Origin of the sequence: Flexithrix dorotheae DSM 6795, assembly GCF_000379765.1 — a bacterium.
Lineage (GTDB): Bacteria > Bacteroidota > Bacteroidia > Cytophagales > Flammeovirgaceae > Flexithrix > Flexithrix dorotheae.
The window spans coordinates 117235-135288 of record NZ_KB903430.1 but is presented as its reverse complement, the minus strand read 5'-3'; the positions used below and the strand labels follow the sequence as shown (position 1 = coordinate 135288).

The window sequence follows — 18054 nt, the reverse complement described above, 5'->3', positions numbered from 1 at the left end:
ACAAAAAAGCTGACATACTATGGAAGTCTTCTTAAGGCAGGAAAACCCGGAGGATCATTCTGCTGTTTTCAGGTTGATAGAAAAAGCATTCAGCCATGAAAAAATTAGTGATCATCAGGAGCAGTATCTTGTGGAAAGATTAAGGAAGTCAAAGGCATTTATACCGGAATTGTCAATAGTAGCCACTTTCAATAACCAGATCGTTGGGCATATTTTGCTCACTAAGATAAAAATTAAAAATACCCGGGGGAAATTCGATTCTCTGGCTTTGGCTCCGGTAAGTGTTTTACCCGAATTCCAAAATAGGGGAATAGGAGGAAAGTTAATCTCCCATGCACATGAGGCGGCCAAAAAGTTGGGTTTTCAATCTGTAATTCTCCTCGGACATCAGGACTATTATCCCCGATTTGGTTATAAAAGAGCTGATGAATTTGGAATTGATTTACCTTTTGATGTCCCTAAAGCAAATTGTATGTCTATAGAACTGGTTGAAAATGCTTTGGGAAATGTCAATGGAATTGTGGAGTATCCTCAGGAATTTTATGATTAGTCCGACAAGCATTAAGTCTTTGCTTCAGAATTATATGAAGTCCTTCAGGGATTAATTATTAAAGTTAAAAACCTCCTCTGTATCCTATAGCTGACTGACTAACCCCAATAAGGCGTTATATATACTTCATTTGTGATTTGAAATCCTGGAGTAGTTGCCTTATTCCAAAGGTTCAATATACACGTAATATGCACCCAGTGAATCTCCGTTTTCAAGGATGAATTGCGTTTCTACAAATTGCTTTCCTTCTTTCAGACTGACTTCAAATGCCACCTCTTTTTGTCCTTCAGCTATAGCTATTGATCTTTCAAAATCACCAACTTTTAATCCCGCTTTTGTAATCTTTAAAGGGTTACTTTTTAAGTTGTAAAGTTTAAAGCCATTATAAATTCGGGAAGTATCACGGTCAATGTTTGGTACTATTTCCTGCATAGGTATATCCAGTTCTCTGGGCCACCTGCGCAAAACAAATTTATATTTCCCTGCTTTTACGACATCAATATCCCAAAAACCGTTTGCCATCATGCCATTTCTGATATGCTCCTGGTTGTAAGGGACATCATCTCCATGCCAAAACTGACAGTTTAAGGTTACTTTTTCCTGTTTGGGAGAACCGATGATGGTGCTGTTGTATTCATCAAATTTTTCAGAGATACTTGCCCACCAGTCTTCATAACTTTTATTCATTTTTGCAGCAATCTCGGGATATTGGTAAATTACATTCTGATTTTGCCCAATATCTTTTTTTATTTCATAAAGTTCATTTCCATTTACCAATCGCCATTGCTCTGTCATCACGGCATATTTTTTATATTTTACCGGTCGATCGTGTTCCAGTTTTTCACCAAAAGAAATTTGATTATGTACACCAATTGAGCGATCCTGCCAATCAGGGTTTTTTGGATTTTTGATTAATGGCAACAGGCTCCTGCCATCAAACTGTATTGCTTTTTCTGTATTTAGATCCAATACATCAATTAGAGTGGGCAAAATATCAATATGAGCAGTTAAGTTATTGATTTCTTTGTATGCATTCCAACCTCCTCTGGGCCACTTCATTACAAAGGGGACCCGGTGTCCACCCTCATATGGAGAACCTTTTCTTCCTCGCATTCCTGCATTAAAGCCCGAGTTTGAGTTTTCGATAAACCCGCTGGCTGTACCATTATCAGTCATAAAAATGAGGATGGTGTTTTCTTCAAGGCCCTGGTTGATTAGGAAATTTTGAAATGATTCCAGGTTTTCATCAATATTGGCAATCATACCATAAAACCATGCCCTGTCTTCAGGAATTTCGGGATTGTTTAAATAGGGCCGTACATATTTAATGGGGACATTCAATGGGCCATGTGGAGAATTTAGGGGGAGGTAAAGAAAGAATGGTTTGTCTTTGCTTTTCGTAATGAACTTTTTGGCTTCATCAAACCAGATATCTGTACAATATCCTTTGAATTTTTCGGGTTGATTATTCCTGAAATAAGTATCGTCATAATAATCATTTTCCCAAATATCAGGAGTTTCACCAATTACACCAGAACCGTGAATAAGTGATTCATCAAAACCTCTGTCTGAAGGGCGAAAAGGATAATTATCACCCAAATGCCACTTGCCAATTATGCCTGTTTTATAGCCATTTTGCCGGAAAACATCCGCCATGGTAATTTCTGCACTATTCAGATGATGCCTGCCCATATAAGTCATCCAAACCCCAACTCTGGCGGAATACCGGCCCGTCATTAAAGCCGCCCGGGTAGGGGAGCAGGTAGGGTCCACATGAAAATTTTGGAAGTTAATTCCAGATTGCAGCAACCTGTCCATCGCAGGGGTTTTGATCCAGGGATTACCATTGATAGCAAGATCGCCATAGCCCTGATCGTCTGTAAGAATGATAATCACGTTAGGCTTTTTCGCTGAACTTTTGGAGTTATTCTGACTACAACCCACATTAATTAATAGGAAAAGCAGGATTATGAAATTGTTTGTAAAATTTAAATTCATTAGAAAAGCATCTTTTTTAGATCTTGCCAGGTTAAAATTATTCTTTTTGAAGTTGTCAAAAGTAAGGGATTTTCAGGTGAGAATGAGTAGATTTTGATTCAGGCAATACAATTTTGACTCGGATTGGTCACACCAACAAATAATGAAGATTATTGAAGGAAAAATTGTCCGGGCAGTCGCTACTCAAAGCACGGGGCAAAATCGACCATTCCTAGCCGAAAGGTTTAACTTTAGACCACTTCTTTTAAAAAGAATCGATAAGACAATGGAAATAATCCAGATAATTTTATCTTAAGGACTTGAAAATTAGCAAATGCTATTGAAGTTAAAAACTTTTGGGTGATTAAATGGATTTAAAGAAAATCAAAGAAGTATTTTTTGTTTTTATTAAACTGGGTTGTATCGCTTTTGGAGGCCCGGCAGCACATATTGCCATGATGGAGGAGGAATTGGTGAATAAGCGAAAGTGGATGACCCACCAGCATTTTCTGGATATGGTGGGCGCTACCAATTTAGTCCCCGGTCCGAACTCTACTCAAATGACTATGCACTGTGGTCATGTGCGTGCAGGATGGCTGGGGCTCATTGTGGGGGGAATGTCCTTTATCATTCCTGCTGTTATATTCACTTTAATTTTAGCGATAGTCTATGTGGAGTATGGCGAAATTCCCGCCATTGCCCCATTTTTTTATGGCATTAAACCCGCAGTGATTGGAATAATATTGAATGCTACATATAAATTGGGGAAAAAGGCTTTCAAAAACTGGCAATTAGCCATTTTGGGGTTTCTCATTTTGGCACTTTCCCTTTATGGTTTAGATGAATTCCTATTAATTATAAGTGGAGGTATTTTAGGGATGCTTTGGCTAAGTGCAGGTAGTAAGCCCAAAAAGGCAGGGGTTTTTGCCCCATTATTGTTGTTGTTCAAGCCATTGGCCGTCTCGGTGAGCAACACGTCCATTTTCCTTTCATTTTTAAAAATAGCTTTACTTCTTTTTGGCAGTGGTTATGTGTTAGTGGCCTACATCGATGCGGAATTGGTAGAGAAATTAGGCTGGCTCACCAAGCAGGAATTATTAGATGCCATTGCCATGGGGCAATTTACTCCCGGTCCTGTCCTGACTACTTCAACTTTTGTGGGTTACCAGTTGGGAGGTCTTTCTGGTGCCTTGTGGGCTTCCCTGGGCATGTTTTTGCCCTCTTTCTTTTTGGTAGCTTTATTAGTAAAGTTGATTCCCCTATTAAGGCGGTCTGTTTATTTATCTAAGTTTCTGGATGCCGTAAATGCCAGTGCAGTGGGAATTATGATTGCTGTTACTCTGAAATTAGGCTATGAAGTTGGCACAGAATGGCAAGCCATTTTACTTATGGTTACTAGTATCGTTTTGGCCTTTCGATTTCCAAAAATCAGTACATTTTGGGTTATTCTGGGCGGAGCGTTATTAGGATATTTACTTTTATTGGTTGAAGTATGAAAATGAATAAAAGAAATTATTTTAGTTTGAAAGGGTTGTTTCTTTTGGCCATTTCTTTGATCGTGATCACGCTGATCATTGATTTTATAAGAATATCCAATTATAAAATTCCTCCAAGACTACCGGAAGTAAAACTAAAGCTTGAGCAGGATGCCATTTATTATGATCTGGTTAACAATGTGAAAACTATAGATTGGAGCCGGCTGGATAACACGCTGGAGTTTATCGATAAACAATATGATACAGCAGATTTTCGATATGTCAACCTATTGAGAATTTTGTATGAATTCGGAGACAGGATTCCCTCTGAAACCAGGGTTAAAATTGAGCATACACTTTTTGGGTTCAGGTATTGGTGGGATGAGCCGGGAGAAAATTCCATGTGTTATTGGAGTGAAAATCACCAGATTTTATTTGCTTCGGCAGAGTATCTCACCGGACAGTTGTATCCGGATTCAGTATTTAGAAACAGCGGGCTTACCGGAAAACAACATCAGGAAAAGGCCCGTACCAGGATTCTGGACTGGTTGGAAATGCGCTGGAATTATGGTTTTACGGAATATTATTCCAGTGTTTATTATAAGGAAGATATTGGGGGAATGATTAACCTGATTGATTTTGCCCAAGATGAAGAAATTGTGGAGAAAACCAGGATCATTATGGATTTGCTGATGTATGATGTGGCTGCCCAAAATACCAACACCATGTTTATTTCTGCCAGTGGAAGAGCCTATAAGCATAATCGCCAGGGAGGAAAAGAGGCCACATTTGGAGGGATTACCGATTATTATTGGGGAAGTGGTAAGGAAATAAAACCTCAATTGATGTATGGCATGATGACTACCAAAAAATACCAGCTTCCCAGGGTAATTGCAGAAATTGCCAGAGATACCAATGAGGTGGAAATCAGGCAATGTAATGGTTTGGATATCTCAGAATTGAAGGAAGCTGGATATTATGGGACTGACAACCGAAGTATGATGATGCAGTGGGGGATGGAAGCCTTTTCCAATCCTGAGGTTGTGAAAAATTCTTTATATTTCATCCGTGAAAACAGGATGTTTTCCAATGATTTTCTCAAAGATTTTACCATGATGGATTTTACCCTTTTAAGATGGTTTGGACTGGAACCTCTTATTGTAAAATTGATTAATCCACAATCGAATGGGGTGGCTATTCAGAAGGGAAATGTCTACACCTACAGGACAAAAAATTATTCCCTCTATTCCGTGCAAAACCATCATCCGGGGACCTATGCCGATCAGCAACATGTGGCCGGCATGAATGTGGGGAATTCCTTTAGCATATTTCATACACATCCTGCAGTGGAGGAGGATCATCCGAGTAAATCTCCCAGCTATTGGGTGGGATATGGACATTTTCCCCATGTAGCCCAGGATAAACGGGTTAGTCTGGCAATTTATAATCTACCCAAGGAGAAAAGTTTAATGGAATTGGATTTACTCCATTATACCCATGCTTATTTCCCCACAGAATTATTCGATTCGGTGGTGGTTACAAAAAACTATGCAATGGGCAAAAAAGGAGATACTTATTGTGCATTCATTGGAGCAAATGAACTTCACTTTAAAGACAGTAAAACGGATGATTTAATACAACAGGGTCAGCAATCTTTTTGGATTACCGTAGCCGGATCAGCAGAGGAGGATACATCATTCGAAAAATTTTGTTTAAAGGTGATGGAAAATGAAGTCGGGTTCGAATCGAAGGACCTTCAGCTGACATATACTTTTGAAGATACTAATTATAAATTGAGTTTTGGAGATGAGTTTTTTGTTAATGGTAAAAAAGTGAATACCAACTATATTAGGTATGATTCTCCTTATATTAAAGCCAAACGAAAGGATAAAACCCTTGAGTTTCATCATAATGGAGCATCCCTGCTACTTAATTTTGAGGAAATGAAAAGGGAATATTCTGCTGAGAATACCAATGATTTAATCCATTAATGCTCCGGTAGAAAATATTTCTTTAGGGTCAAATGATATAAAAGTCATGTATTCATACGGGCTTTTTTCCCCATGTTCCAGGAAGAGTCCCACATTTCCGTTGGGAAGGCGGGTAAGGCAGGAATAGGCGGATGGACCCGCATACACCAATTTACTGTTAGTCCAGGTCTTGCAATCATCAAAACTTGCTTTTAAGGTAAGATGAGTTCTGCCTTTTGGAACAGCCGGATTTACAAACAGATGCAGGTTTCTACCTTCAAAATCACCATATTCCAAAATACTGGCCTGAACTTTTGACTCTACCAGTTGGTAGTCGTGTTGGATAGCTGACCAGGTTTCACCTCCATCTGTACTGGTGCTAATGGCCCTGGAATATTGATCATTGTATGATCGCATATTCATGAGCAAAGTGCCATCTGAAAGCGCTGTAACCTGGCTTTCATTACAGCCCGGTTGGATTGATGCACTTTTGGTCCAATTCTTTCCATGGTCATCTGAATAAAGGACATGCGCTCCATAAGCATAAGGACCTCCCCGAAGGTTTCCTTCCGGGTCATCATAACTATGATTGGCCGGGATAACCAAACGACCTTTATATTTCCCGTCTTTAATCTGAATACCCACTCCAGGTCCGGTGGCATACCAGCCCCAGGAATCCTCCCTGGTAGTTGCTGAAATATCCACAGGTGCAGACCAGTTTTCACCATCATCATCCGAATAAAGTAAATAGGGCTTCCTTGGAGCAGAAGAAGTCTTATTTATAATCTCGCCTTCATCATCCTTACCGTTATTCCAGGTTACCACCAGCAGGATTCTGCCAGTTTCCTGATCTACCACAGGACAGGGATTTCCACAGGAATTTTGTGCATCTCCCCAAACTACTTTTGATTCACTCCAGGTTTTTCCATTGTCTTTGGAGCTTTTCATCAGAATATCAATATCTCCCGAATCTCCGGCTTCTCTTCCTTCGCAAAATGCCAATACAGTTCCTTTTTTTGTGACGATGATAGAGGGAATTCTATAGTTATTATAGTTGCCTTTACCTTTCTCCCAAAGGACTGATTTTTCTATGGAAGAAGTTTCCGCTAAAGCATGTTGCTCATTTTTAGTGCAGGAAATAAAAAATGGAATTATTCCTAAAATGGCAAGGATTTGAAATGAAAATCTGAATGGTATTGCGGTCATCTGGAGTTAGTTTTTCTTTAAATTTCTATTTGGAAAACCACAATTCCAAAAATGATGTAGATGGATTTAACCAACTGGTACGACATGCAGAGACTATCCTTACAAAATAGGGAGACATCAGCAATTCGCAATGTTCTCTTTAAAAATTCTTTTCTTAGCAGGGTCTTCTCCGTGAAGAGACCCTGCTGGGACAATCTTCATTAATTACATTGAGAAAATCTCCGGTAGCATATTAAAAGCCATGGGTGTTGGGAAACAAGAATGCTTTACTAACCTTTTGCATTACTCAATTCCCTGACTTATATTCATTTTTTTTTGAACTTCAGTAAAGCCGAATAGCGTTTTGAGGTTTATTTTGGAAAAATGTCTGATTTATGAAAATTCATCTAAAAGCCACGCTGATTTTGTTCCTGTTTATGATTAATATTCCTGTTTTCGGTCAGGATAAAATATTCCCCGATTTCAAAGTAAAGGAATTCACTTTTAAGGGGCATGAAGCTAAAATTGTTTTTCCAAAAGAGAAAAATAAGGAAGGATTATGGATTTGGCGGGCAAGGTTTTGGGGTCATGAACCTCAGGTAGATCAGGCATTGCTGGAACAGGGTTTTCATGTAGTTTATGTGGATGTGGCCGATATGTTTGGGAATCAGGAAGCTGTAGAGCTATGGAATGAGTTTTATAAATTTTGTGTAAAAAAGTATAAACTCCATAATAAAGTGGTTTTGGAAGGGCTGAGTCGGGGAGGTTTGATTGTATACAATTGGGCAGCGGAAAATACGGAAAAAGTATTTTGCATTTATGCGGATGCACCGGTTTGTGATATCAAAAGCTGGCCGGGGGGATTATTTAAAGGAGAAGGAAACAGTCAGGCCTGGGCAACTTGTTTAAAAGCTTATGGCCTGGATGAGGAATCTGTGAAGGATTTCAGGGGAATTCCCATTTATACCTGTGAAGCTGTGATTGAAGCAGGTATTCCTGTGCTTCATGTTTGCGGAGATGCAGATAAAGTAGTGCCCTATACCGAAAACTCTGCGCTAATTAAGGCAAAGTTTGAAAAAGCCGGAGGATCGTATCAGGAGATTATAAAAAAGGGAGTAGGCCACCATCCACACAGTCTGAAAAATCCTCAACCTATTGTTGATTTTATTTTGAAAAGTTGTGAAGGTGGGCATTAGTAGGGCTTTTTAAGGTTACTTTTTCAAAGTGAGACTGGATTACAAATCCTGCGATAGGGCTTCGGAATTGCAAATTCCGAAGAGCAAATTAAAAATATTACTATCTTACAAAAGCAACAGAAAGCTGTTCGACATTTGCAATGTCGAACTTTGATCATAGGATTTGAAATCCACTTTTAAATTTTCAGAAATGGGACATTCTTATGTGATTAGAGATCAGGGGGCAATGCATTTTGTTATCTTTACGGTTCATCAGTGGGTAGATGTTTTTACAAGGTCAGACTATGTTGCCTTGCTTTTAGAAAGTTTGAGGTTTTGTCAAAAGGATAAAGGCCTAGAAATTTATGCATGGGTTATTATGAGTAATCATTGTCATCTGATTGTCAGAGCAAAAAATAAAAATCTAAGTGATATCATCAGAGATTTTAAAAAATTCACCTCAAAAAAAATTTTTAAGGCAATTGAAAGCAATCCCCAGGAAAGCCGGAAAAAATGGCTTGTGAGGGTTTTAAAATATCAGGACAGGATATGGTTTTGGCAGGAGGGTTATCATGGGGAAGAAGTGGTCAGTAAAAACTTTTTATTAACTAAAGTAGAATATATTCATATGAACCCAGTGAGAGCGGGAATAGTGGAAAAAGAGGAAGAGTATCTTTTAAGTAGCGCTGGAGATTTTTATGGTATTCGAAAAGGAAGACTCGAATTAAGTAGTTTTGATTGAGACTGGATTACAAATCCTGCGATAGGCTTCGGATTTGCAAATTCCGAAGAGCTAATTAAAATATTACTACCTTACAAAAGCAGCAGAAAGCTGTTCGACATTTGCAATGTCGAACTTTGATCATAGGATTTGAAATCCATATTTAAACCGAACTAAAAACTTAAATGACTCGCCAATGAAATTTTACATTTCCATGCCAAAAGGCCTGACACCCTTTTTTGAAAAAGAATTAGAAAAATATAGATTAGAATTTTCCCAGGGCCATTTGCAAAATGCCTGGAATCATTTGGAGCGGGCACATATTATCGGGCAGCGATATCCTTTTGCCCATTCTTTTGTACATTGGAAAATGCTGATTTTTGGGATCAAAATTAAGCGTCTGAAGGAAGTTATTGGGCAAATTCCCAGATTGTTGGTGGGGGGTGTAAAATCCTTTGTAGGGAAAGTTCCGGTAGGTAACCCTGGGGGAGCAAATGTACCTCCACTAAAAACCTTCCCAATCCCAAAAGAAATACAGGGAATTTTTCAAAATGGTGTACTTTCACATTCCTAATATTCAAATTTCAATCAGTCAATCATCATCCATGAAAACATATCTCCTAATTGCTGTATGGGTATTTCTATTTTCCTGTCAGGGGAAACAAAGTGCTTCAGAAGCCAAGGAAGAAGTAAAACTTGAAAGGGAAATCACAGCATTATCCTTCCAGAAAATTATTGACACCGCTGGGGTAAATGGCTCCATTTTAATTTACGATCTTAATCATGACCAGTATTATTCCAATGATTTTGACTGGGCAAATAAAGGGAATTTACCAGCTTCTACCTTTAAAATAGCCAACTCCATTATTGCCCTGGAAACCGGAGTGGTTGAAAATGACAGCACGCTTTTTAAATGGAATGGGGAAAAAAGATGGTTAAAAAGTTGGGAACAGGATTTAATTTTTAAGGAGGCATTTCACTTTTCCTGTGTCCCCTGTTACCAGGAAGTAGCTAGGAAAATTGGAGCAGGAAGAATGAATGAGTATTTGAATAAATTCAGCTATGGCAATATCCAAGTGCATGCAGAAAATATAGATATGTTCTGGCTGGAAGGAACATCACGTATTACCCAATTCCAACAAATTGACTTCCTTAAAAGATTTTACCAACCGGAGCTTCCAATTGCTCCACGAACAAAAGAAATTATGAAAGACATGATGGTAATGGAAGAAAATGAGGAATACAAACTCAGTGGGAAAACGGGCTGGTCAATAAGTGAAGGAAAGGATAATGGATGGTTTGTGGGTTATATTGAACTGGAAAATAATACATGGTTTTTTGCGACCAATGTGGAGCCGGGAAAAGAGTTTGATATGAATGATTTTCCGAAGGTTAGAAAAGAAATTACTTTTAGGGCTTTGGAACAAATGGGAATAATGAAACCTGGCAAGTGAATGCGAATAAAATCTCTATCTTTACTGAATGTCCCAATTGAGTAAAAAGTATCATTTTTTTTAAACTATTATCAATCACATGGAAAATCAAAAAACTATTAATGAGCGAAGAAACTTTATTAAAAAGTCTTCCTTATTTGCCTTTGGTACAGGTGGCTTGTTGACTATGCCCCAACCTGGCATTTCTCAATCCACTTTAAGTGAGGAAGAAATCAATGTTTTTGGCCCCAGGGAAGGATTCAGCCCTCAAATAGGTACTTTGGTTTCCATGCTGAATTGGATGAGAATGGTGATCTTGGGTCCGGTGAAAGGTATGAGTGTGGAAGATTTGGATTATCTGATTGATGAAAAAGCAAATTCAATTGGAGCCATGTTGTGGCATTTGGCAGCTACTGAGCGGTTTTATCAAATTCATACTTTTGAAGGTAGAAAATGGGGCGAATGGGACAAAAAGGATGTCAGGGACTGGAATATGGCGTCTGCTCTTGGAGAGGAGGCCCGAAAAAGCATTAAGGGAAATGATTTAGACTTTTATCTCCAAAAGCTGAGTGATGTAAGGGCGCAAACTTTAAAAGAGTTAGCCAATAGGGATGACAACTGGTTGATGGAAGTAGACCAGGACTGGTTCTGGGGGCCTACCAATAATTATTGCAAATGGTTTCATGTTTGTGAACACGAATCTAATCATAATGGGCAATTCAAATTCATAAAAAGCCGTCTTCCCTCTATGCAAAAAGGGGAAAGGTAGTATTATTACCTGAACGGGTCTTCATTGTTAATGCTGGTAATGCTCAGCATGAATTGCCACCTTTCACCATATTTTACATTGGATATGAGTTAGGGGTTTCGTCTAATTAAATTAATCACTGGAGGAAAAGCCTGATCAATTTATAAGGCCATTATTTTTAATGAAATAAAATTGAAAACCTGAAAATGAAAACTAAGTCGATTGACATCATAGGAGCAGGAATTGGTGGATTAACCACTGCCATTGCGCTTTCCCAAAAGGAAATACAAATCAGAATATTTGAACAGGCCAAGGCATTCAAAACAGTTGGGGCAGGGATAATTTTGGCCAATAATGCCATGCAGGTTTTTGAAAAGCTGGGGTTAAGAGAAGAAATTGCATCTTGTGGAAATCCCATTTCTGCTATGCACATCACCAGAGCCAGTTTAAAACCAATTTCAAGCATTGATTTGTCGTATTTTGAAAGAAAACACAAAGTACAGAATATCGCCATTCACAGGGGAAAACTGCAAGATATTTTATTGAATCATCTGGATAAGAAAATTATTAAAACGGGGTATGAACTTTCCAGTGTAGAGGAAAATCCAACGGGTTTTAAGCTGAGATTTAACAATGGTGAAAGTACTTACAGCGATTATTTATTAGGTGCCGATGGGTTGAATTCCGTGGTGAGAAATTCCCTTTTTGCGGAAAATAAAACACGGAATGCATTTCAGGTTTGCTGGCGGGGTGTAACAGATTTCGAACTTCCTGAGCAATATCAAAATGAGTTAAATGAAGCCTGGGGAAAAGGAGATCGATTTGGCTTCGTTCAAATTGCCCCTCAAAAAGTTTATTGGTATGCTTTGAAGACTTTGAAAACTGAAAAATCTGATTATGCTATGGAAAGGCTGGCTGAATATTTTAAAAGTTATCATCCGATAATCAGGAATATTATTGAAACTACCCCCTTTTATAAAATTCATGCAGCTGAAATTTCCGATTTATCTCCGATAAAAAACTGGTACAAGGGCAAAGTCTGTCTTTTGGGAGATGCTGCTCATGCAACTACTCCAAATATGGGGCAGGGAGCTTGTCAGGCTATTGAAGATGCTTATGTACTATCCGAATGTATGCAGCAATATGAATGGGATGAGGCGTTTGCCAAATACCAAAAATTAAGGAAACCCAAGGCGCACGAGGTAGTAAAAACAAGCTGGACATTGGGAAAAATAGCACATTGGGAAAATCCACTGGCTATTTTTATGAGAAATCAGTTGATGAAAATGACGCCTAAAAGGCTGAATAGGAAACAATCGGAAAGGATATTTCAGCTTGATTTCCTTTGAATAAATTGTTTTGAATTTTAATTTTTTTTAAGCTTGAATTTTAATGTTCAATGTATTTTTTCCATCTGAAATTCAATATTTACCAAAAGTTCTCCCCATAAATAAATTTTAGTGCTTCAATAGCAGAATAGGTAAAAGTGTAATAACTGATGAAAGGTTTTAATATGATCCAGCAGCAAATTTTTATGAAGAGTAGCGTAATATTTCTATTATTTCTAATAATACGTACACCAAGCTTTGCACAACACAGTATTCCCCGGTTGGTAAAAAAAGGAGATCAATACCAGATGGTGGTAAATTCAGAACCATTTTTAATGATTGGAGGCGAATTGGGAAATTCAACAGCCAGTACTATGGAATCAATGGAACCTGTGTGGCAAAGGCTAAAGGACCTGAATATGAATACTGTTTTGCTCCCTGTTTATTGGGAGTTGCTAGAGCCGGAGGAAGGAAAATTTGATTACGATCTGGTAGATAATTTAATTCAGGAAGCCAGAAAACACGAATTGAAATTGGTAATATTATGGTTTGGAGCCTGGAAAAATAGCATGTCAAGCCATGTGCCTGCCTGGGTGAAGTTGGATCAAAAACGTTTCCCAAGAGCCAAAAGTGAATCTGGTGAGAGCCAGGAAATTCTAACTCCATTTTCAGTAAATAATTTAAATGCTGACTTGAATGCCTATCAATCCCTATTGAAACATATCAGGGAAGTGGATGAATCTGATCAAACAGTTATTTTAATGCAGCCTGAAAATGAAATTGGAATGTTGCCTTCGGCCAGAGATCACAGTTTATTGGCCAATGCTGAATTTGAGAAAGAAATTCCCGGGGAATTGATGGATTACTTAAAAAAGCATAAAGAAAAATTGAATCCTGAATTTAAGGAAATCTGGAAAAAAAACGGATTTAAAACCAAAGGGAATTGGGAAGAGGTTTTTGGAAAAGGACTACACACAGATGAAATTTTCATGGCTTATTATTATGCCCGTTATACTGATCAGGTTTGTGCTGCTGGTAAAAAAGAATATGCATTACCCGCATTTGTAAACGCAGCTTTGAATCGTACTGGTTGGGAACCCGGGAGATATCCAAGTGCAGGACCGCTTCCTCATATTTTGGATGTTTGGAAGGCTGGTTCGCCAAATATTGATTTTTATGCCCCGGATTTTTATAATCCTGATTTTAAGCATTGGTGTGATTTATATGTAAGACAAAATAATCCTTTGTTTATTCCAGAACACCGATTTGACAATTCGGTAGCAGCCAAAGCTTTATTTGCAATTGGACATTATGAAGCTATGGGATTTTCCCCATTTTCTATTGAGCAAATTCCTGGAACTCCCTTTACCCCAAAAGAAGATAAACTGGCAAAAGTTTATGATTTGCTTCAACAATTCAAGCCTGTTTTGGATAAATACAGAGGGCAAAACCGAGTGGAAGGGGTATTATTAGATAAAGATGTAAAAGAAATGACCTTTATTTTGGGAGATTATGAATTTAAGGCCAGACATACTTTCAATTTAGGATGGGAACCCAATGCTCAGGCAGAGGAATGGGAGCCATCTGGGGCAATAATTATCCAGACTGATGAAAAGGAGTTTTATTATGCCGGATTTGGTGTTTCACTTACCTTTACAAATTTGAAAAAAACAGATACAAGAGTAGGTATTCTAAAAACTGACCGTGGTTATTTTAAAGAAGGCAAATGGATAGTTTATCAACATTTGAATGGAGATCAAACCCATCAGGGAAGGCATATAAGGTCATTTGTGGATGATGTTTCTATTCAAAGATTTACATTGTATGAATATGAATAGAAAAATATTCAAATTAGGATTAGTTCCTAATTTGTTTTGTCCGACAAATAGCTTCTCTTTATTAATAAATTAGGGGATAAATTACCCAATAGATTTTCATCACTAACTAAACAAAGAAAAATGAAAAAGTCATTTTATGGTTTGAAACTAATTTTAGCGGGAATTGTGATAACGTCAATGTTGCAATTAACAGGATGTACATCCTCTTCTGAAATTCAATTTCCTGTAGAAGTTGGAGTGAAACCAGAAAGTATTTGATGGTAATTATTATGTCACCATTATGAATGGAAAAGAAGAGGGCGATGGTGAAGTGGTGGAAATTTCCGAAAAGGGGGTAAAAGTATTTGCCAGGGGTTTTGATGAGCCTAAAGGGATTGTTTTTTTAGACGGCCATCTGTACTTTTCGGATTTAACACGAGTCTGGAAAGTAGATGAAAATGGTAAGGCAACCGAATTTGTGAATAAAGAGCACTTCCCGGAAGAGGTTTTGTATCTGAATGATGTGGCTGTAGATGCTCAATCAAAGGGAATCTATATAGCTGATATGGGGGCAACGCAATATATGCGGGATGAAAATAATAATTTGTGGCCTCTTGATAGTGAGCAGGCCAGAATGGTCCCTCAATTGGGTCGTATTTATCATATCGATTTGAATGGATCTGTGTCTATTTCCCAGGATACTCTTCCCTTAATGTTGAATCCAAATGGAGTAGGGGTAGATAATAATGGAAACATAATGGTTGGAGGATTTTTCCTTGGTAATTTTTTAGTCATGAGAGATGGTAAATTAACTCCTTTGAAAGGTCAGTTTAGAGGGGCTGATGCAGTGGAACAAGATAGCCAGGGGAATTATTATGTCAGTAGTTGGGCACAAGGAAAAGTTTGGAAAATCGATGGTAAAACTGAAGAATCGACAGTGCTCATTGAAGGTTTAAAATCTGCAGCCGACTTTTATTTAGAGGAAGATAAAGGCAGGTTATTACTCCCAGATATGATGGCTGGTCAGATTTATTCTGTTGCGCTTAAACAGTAATCTTATGCTTAGGAGATATTAATATTGAGTACTAAAAATCCCATGAAACCCAAAAGAATGAAGGTACTGGTTTACGAAAACTATGGTTCTCCTGATGAGCTAAAATTAAGAGAAAAGGATAAGCCTTTGCCAAATGAAAATGAGGTCCTGGTAAAGGTAAAAGCAGTTTCATTAAATGCATCGGATATAGAGTTTTTGAGAGGAGTTCCTTTGTATACCAGAATGTGGGGAATGTTTAAACCAAAGTATCAGATTTTGGGATCAGATTTCTCCGGAATTGTAGAAGCTGTAGGGGCTAAGGTAGTGGGATTTAAGCAGGGAGATGAGGTATTCGGGGATATTTTTGAAAGGTGGGGTTGCCTGGCTGAGTTTGTGACAGTTCCTTCGGATAAATTACTTAAAAAACCAGTTTCCCTGTCTTTTGAGGAAGTGGCAGCTATTCCTCAGGCTGCAGTGGTTGCCCTACAGGCCATACGAGATAAGGGAAAGCTTCAGAAAGAAGAGAAAGTGCTGATCAATGGGGCGGGAGGAGGAGCCGGAACTTTCGGTATTCAATTGGCCAAACTTTATGGAGCTGAAGTTACTGGTGTGGATAATGCCGGGAAACAGGAGTTTATGCGTTCACTTGGAGCAGATAACGTAATTGATTACCAACAGGAAGATTTTACTCAGTTTGAAGGTCAGTATGATTTAATCATTGATTTTGTGGCCTATCGGTCCATTTTTGACCTGAAAAAAGCCTTAAAGGCAAACGGAAGGTATGTGATGGTAGGTGGGGCTTTAAATCGGATTTTTCAGACCTTAATTTTCGGTTCTTTAATTTCAATGTCTGGTAAAAAGGATTTGGGCATTTTGGCTCATAAACAAAATGAGAAAGATATTCAGCACATTCTTTCCTTAATAGAAGAAAATAAAATCCGTACGATGATCGATAAAGTTTTCCCATTAAATGAAGGAGCTGAGGCTTTTAGTTATTTGGGCAATGGTTTGGCTAAAGGGAAAGTGGTGATTAGGGTTTGATGGTTTTTCTTCCTTAAAATTAACCTCAATATCCTTTGAAAAAATTAACCCTATCCTTACATTCATGGAACCATTATTTTTCTACATTAATCCATGAGCTTGAAAATGAACTACCTACTAATCTTTAGGCAAATGATAAAACTTTATCTTTCACCCATCTTCATTTTTACCCTTCTCTTTTCCTGCCAAAGTAAAAAGACAGATGAACTTCCGAAAGAATCTGTGATTTCCAATCCTAAGATGGAGTATAAAGCTTATGAGAAAAAGGCCACGGATATGGTGATTTCCCGAGAAAAATATTTTGATCAGCTGTATGGATTCTGGCTGGGACAATGCATTGCCAACTGGACAGGTCTGGTTACGGAAATGGATAAAGTGGGGAATATTGGGGATTTAAAATCTGGAGATTTTTATGGCCCTGATGATTGGGGAAAACCTGATTTACCAAATATTTGGTCTGAAAATCCAAGTGATTTATCCCCTACTATTGATTTTGTATTAAGGGGAGAAAATGAAGTCTGGGGGGCAGATGACGATACTGATATTGAATATATTTATCAGCATTTACTGAAAACCCACCAAACCAGCCTGTTAACTGGAGCGCAGATTAGAGAGGGTTGGTTGAAACATATTAAGTTGGAAGAGGAAAATTATTTATGGGTTTCCAATCAAAAAGTCCTGGACCTGATGAAGGAGGGAGTGATTCCTCCGGCCACAAGTGATCCGGATAAAAATGAGCATTACGAAATGATCGATGCCCAACTTACTACTGAGATTTTTGGCTTTTATGCACCTGCCCGACCAGATTTTGCTTTGGAAATGGCCTCCCTTCCTATCAGAACTTCTGCTGGTGGAGAAGCGGCCTGGATTGCAGAATTTTACGTGATCATGTATTCCCTGGCTTCAAAAGCGGATGTGGGTTTGCCTATGAAGGAAAGAATGGAATGGATGGCGGAGGAAGCGCGAAAAAGGCTCCCGGAAGATTCATATGCGGCAAAAATGTATGAATATGTGAAAGGAAAATATGAAGAAGGTTTGCCCTGGGCACAAACCCGTGATTCAGTGTATGTAAGGTATCAGGTGGAGCAAATGGATGGGTATGACATCACTTCACAAAACCTGCCTTGCAATGGCTGTTTTGCTGCAGGGATCAACTATGCAGCAAGCTTGGTAAGTTTGTTTTATGGAGAGGGAGATTTTAAGGAAACTGTAAAAATAGGAACTTTGGCTGGTTGGGATTCTGACAATCCTACTGCCACCTGGGGTGGATTAATTGGTTTTATGATTGGGAAAGAGGGAATAGAGAAGGCTTTTAATAGCCGGTTCTCCAATAAATTTAATATCCACAGAACCCGGCAAAATTTCCCCGGTAATGGCATAGATAACTTTGAGCAAATTGCTGAAGATGGTGTTTTTATTGTTGACAGGGTGGTGCAGGAAAATCTGGGTGGGGGCGTTGATCTTGAAAATAATGTCTGGTACATCCCGGAAATGAGTACTGAAATTCGACCTTTGTAGATAGAATTTTTCTATTGAAATTAAAATTTTAATTGCTTAATCAGAAAGGATTAAAATAGCTATTCTCCCAAGAAAAGGTTAAA

The 18054-nt window shown here is 38.4% G+C and carries 16 protein-coding genes; 14 read left to right on the top strand and 2 right to left on the bottom strand.

Annotation, left to right across the window (positions count from 1 at the left end):
- Nucleotides 1–19 precede the first annotated feature (19 nt).
- Nucleotides 20–550 carry a GNAT family N-acetyltransferase gene (locus A3EM_RS0100570; RefSeq protein ID WP_020526206.1) on the top strand — a complete coding sequence of 177 codons (531 nt, stop codon included), beginning with the start codon at nucleotides 20–22 and terminating at the stop codon, nucleotides 548–550.
- 159 nt (nucleotides 551–709) lie between these two features.
- Here A3EM_RS0100570 and A3EM_RS0100565 read toward each other — a convergent pair whose 3' ends face one another.
- Nucleotides 710–2548, bottom strand: coding sequence for an arylsulfatase (locus A3EM_RS0100565; protein WP_020526205.1), 1839 nt, complete (start codon nucleotides 2546–2548; stop codon nucleotides 710–712).
- A gap of 347 nt (nucleotides 2549–2895) precedes the next feature.
- On the opposite strand from A3EM_RS0100565, the gene chrA reads away from it, so the two are divergent.
- The gene (gene chrA, locus A3EM_RS0100555; RefSeq protein ID WP_020526203.1) at nucleotides 2896–4023 is read left to right on the top strand and encodes a chromate efflux transporter; all 1128 of its coding nucleotides are present in this window, start codon (nucleotides 2896–2898) and stop codon (nucleotides 4021–4023) included.
- Between the two features lie 2 nt (nucleotides 4024–4025).
- The gene (locus A3EM_RS0100550; RefSeq protein WP_157637690.1) at nucleotides 4026–5993 is read left to right on the top strand and encodes a hypothetical protein; all 1968 of its coding nucleotides are present in this window, start codon (nucleotides 4026–4028) and stop codon (nucleotides 5991–5993) included.
- Here A3EM_RS0100550 and A3EM_RS0100545 read toward each other — a convergent pair.
- A complete protein-coding gene (locus A3EM_RS0100545; RefSeq protein WP_020526201.1) occupies nucleotides 5982–7178 on the bottom strand; it encodes a sialidase family protein in 1197 nt (398 codons plus the stop codon). The two genes, A3EM_RS0100550 and A3EM_RS0100545, sit on opposite strands and share 12 nt — an antisense overlap.
- A gap of 374 nt (nucleotides 7179–7552) precedes the next feature.
- Between A3EM_RS0100545 and A3EM_RS0100540 the strand changes: the two genes are divergently transcribed.
- The 11 genes from A3EM_RS0100540 to A3EM_RS0100490 all read left to right on the top strand — a co-directional run bounded on the left by A3EM_RS0100540 (nucleotide 7553) and on the right by A3EM_RS0100490 (nucleotide 17971).
- Nucleotides 7553–8353, top strand: a complete 801-nt coding sequence (locus A3EM_RS0100540) for an alpha/beta hydrolase family protein (RefSeq protein ID WP_020526200.1) — start codon at nucleotides 7553–7555, stop codon at nucleotides 8351–8353.
- Nucleotides 8354–8543: 190 nt separating this feature from the next.
- Nucleotides 8544–9074 carry an REP-associated tyrosine transposase gene (locus A3EM_RS0100535; RefSeq protein WP_044237145.1) on the top strand — a complete coding sequence of 177 codons (531 nt, stop codon included), beginning with the start codon at nucleotides 8544–8546 and terminating at the stop codon, nucleotides 9072–9074.
- Nucleotides 9075–9249: 175 nt separating this feature from the next.
- Entirely contained in the window at nucleotides 9250–9627 is a 378-nt protein-coding gene (locus A3EM_RS0100530) for a DUF3703 domain-containing protein (protein ID WP_020526198.1), read from the top strand.
- Between the two features lie 31 nt (nucleotides 9628–9658).
- On the top strand, nucleotides 9659–10507 hold the full coding sequence (blaOXA, locus tag A3EM_RS0100525) for a class D beta-lactamase (RefSeq protein WP_083925168.1): 849 nt from the start codon (nucleotides 9659–9661) through the stop codon (nucleotides 10505–10507).
- A 79-nt stretch (nucleotides 10508–10586) separates the two neighbouring features.
- Nucleotides 10587–11255 carry a DinB family protein gene (locus A3EM_RS41115; protein ID WP_020526196.1) on the top strand — a complete coding sequence of 223 codons (669 nt, stop codon included), beginning with the start codon at nucleotides 10587–10589 and terminating at the stop codon, nucleotides 11253–11255.
- A gap of 185 nt (nucleotides 11256–11440) precedes the next feature.
- A complete protein-coding gene (locus A3EM_RS0100515) occupies nucleotides 11441–12583 on the top strand; it encodes an FAD-dependent monooxygenase (protein WP_020526195.1) in 1143 nt (380 codons plus the stop codon).
- Between the two features lie 185 nt (nucleotides 12584–12768).
- Complete coding sequence (locus tag A3EM_RS0100510) at nucleotides 12769–14400, top strand: GH35 family beta-galactosidase (protein WP_085948275.1); 1632 nt, start codon at nucleotides 12769–12771, stop codon at nucleotides 14398–14400.
- Nucleotides 14401–14520: 120 nt separating this feature from the next.
- On the top strand, nucleotides 14521–14658 hold the full coding sequence (locus tag A3EM_RS47390) for a hypothetical protein (protein ID WP_020526193.1): 138 nt from the start codon (nucleotides 14521–14523) through the stop codon (nucleotides 14656–14658).
- A gap of 22 nt (nucleotides 14659–14680) precedes the next feature.
- Entirely contained in the window at nucleotides 14681–15433 is a 753-nt protein-coding gene (locus tag A3EM_RS0100500; RefSeq protein ID WP_020526192.1) for an SMP-30/gluconolactonase/LRE family protein, read from the top strand.
- A gap of 42 nt (nucleotides 15434–15475) precedes the next feature.
- Entirely contained in the window at nucleotides 15476–16453 is a 978-nt protein-coding gene (locus A3EM_RS0100495) for an NAD(P)-dependent alcohol dehydrogenase (RefSeq protein ID WP_020526191.1), read from the top strand.
- A gap of 105 nt (nucleotides 16454–16558) precedes the next feature.
- On the top strand, nucleotides 16559–17971 hold the full coding sequence (locus A3EM_RS0100490) for an ADP-ribosylglycohydrolase family protein (RefSeq protein WP_245576477.1): 1413 nt from the start codon (nucleotides 16559–16561) through the stop codon (nucleotides 17969–17971).
- The last annotated feature ends 83 nt before the right edge of the window (nucleotides 17972–18054 follow it).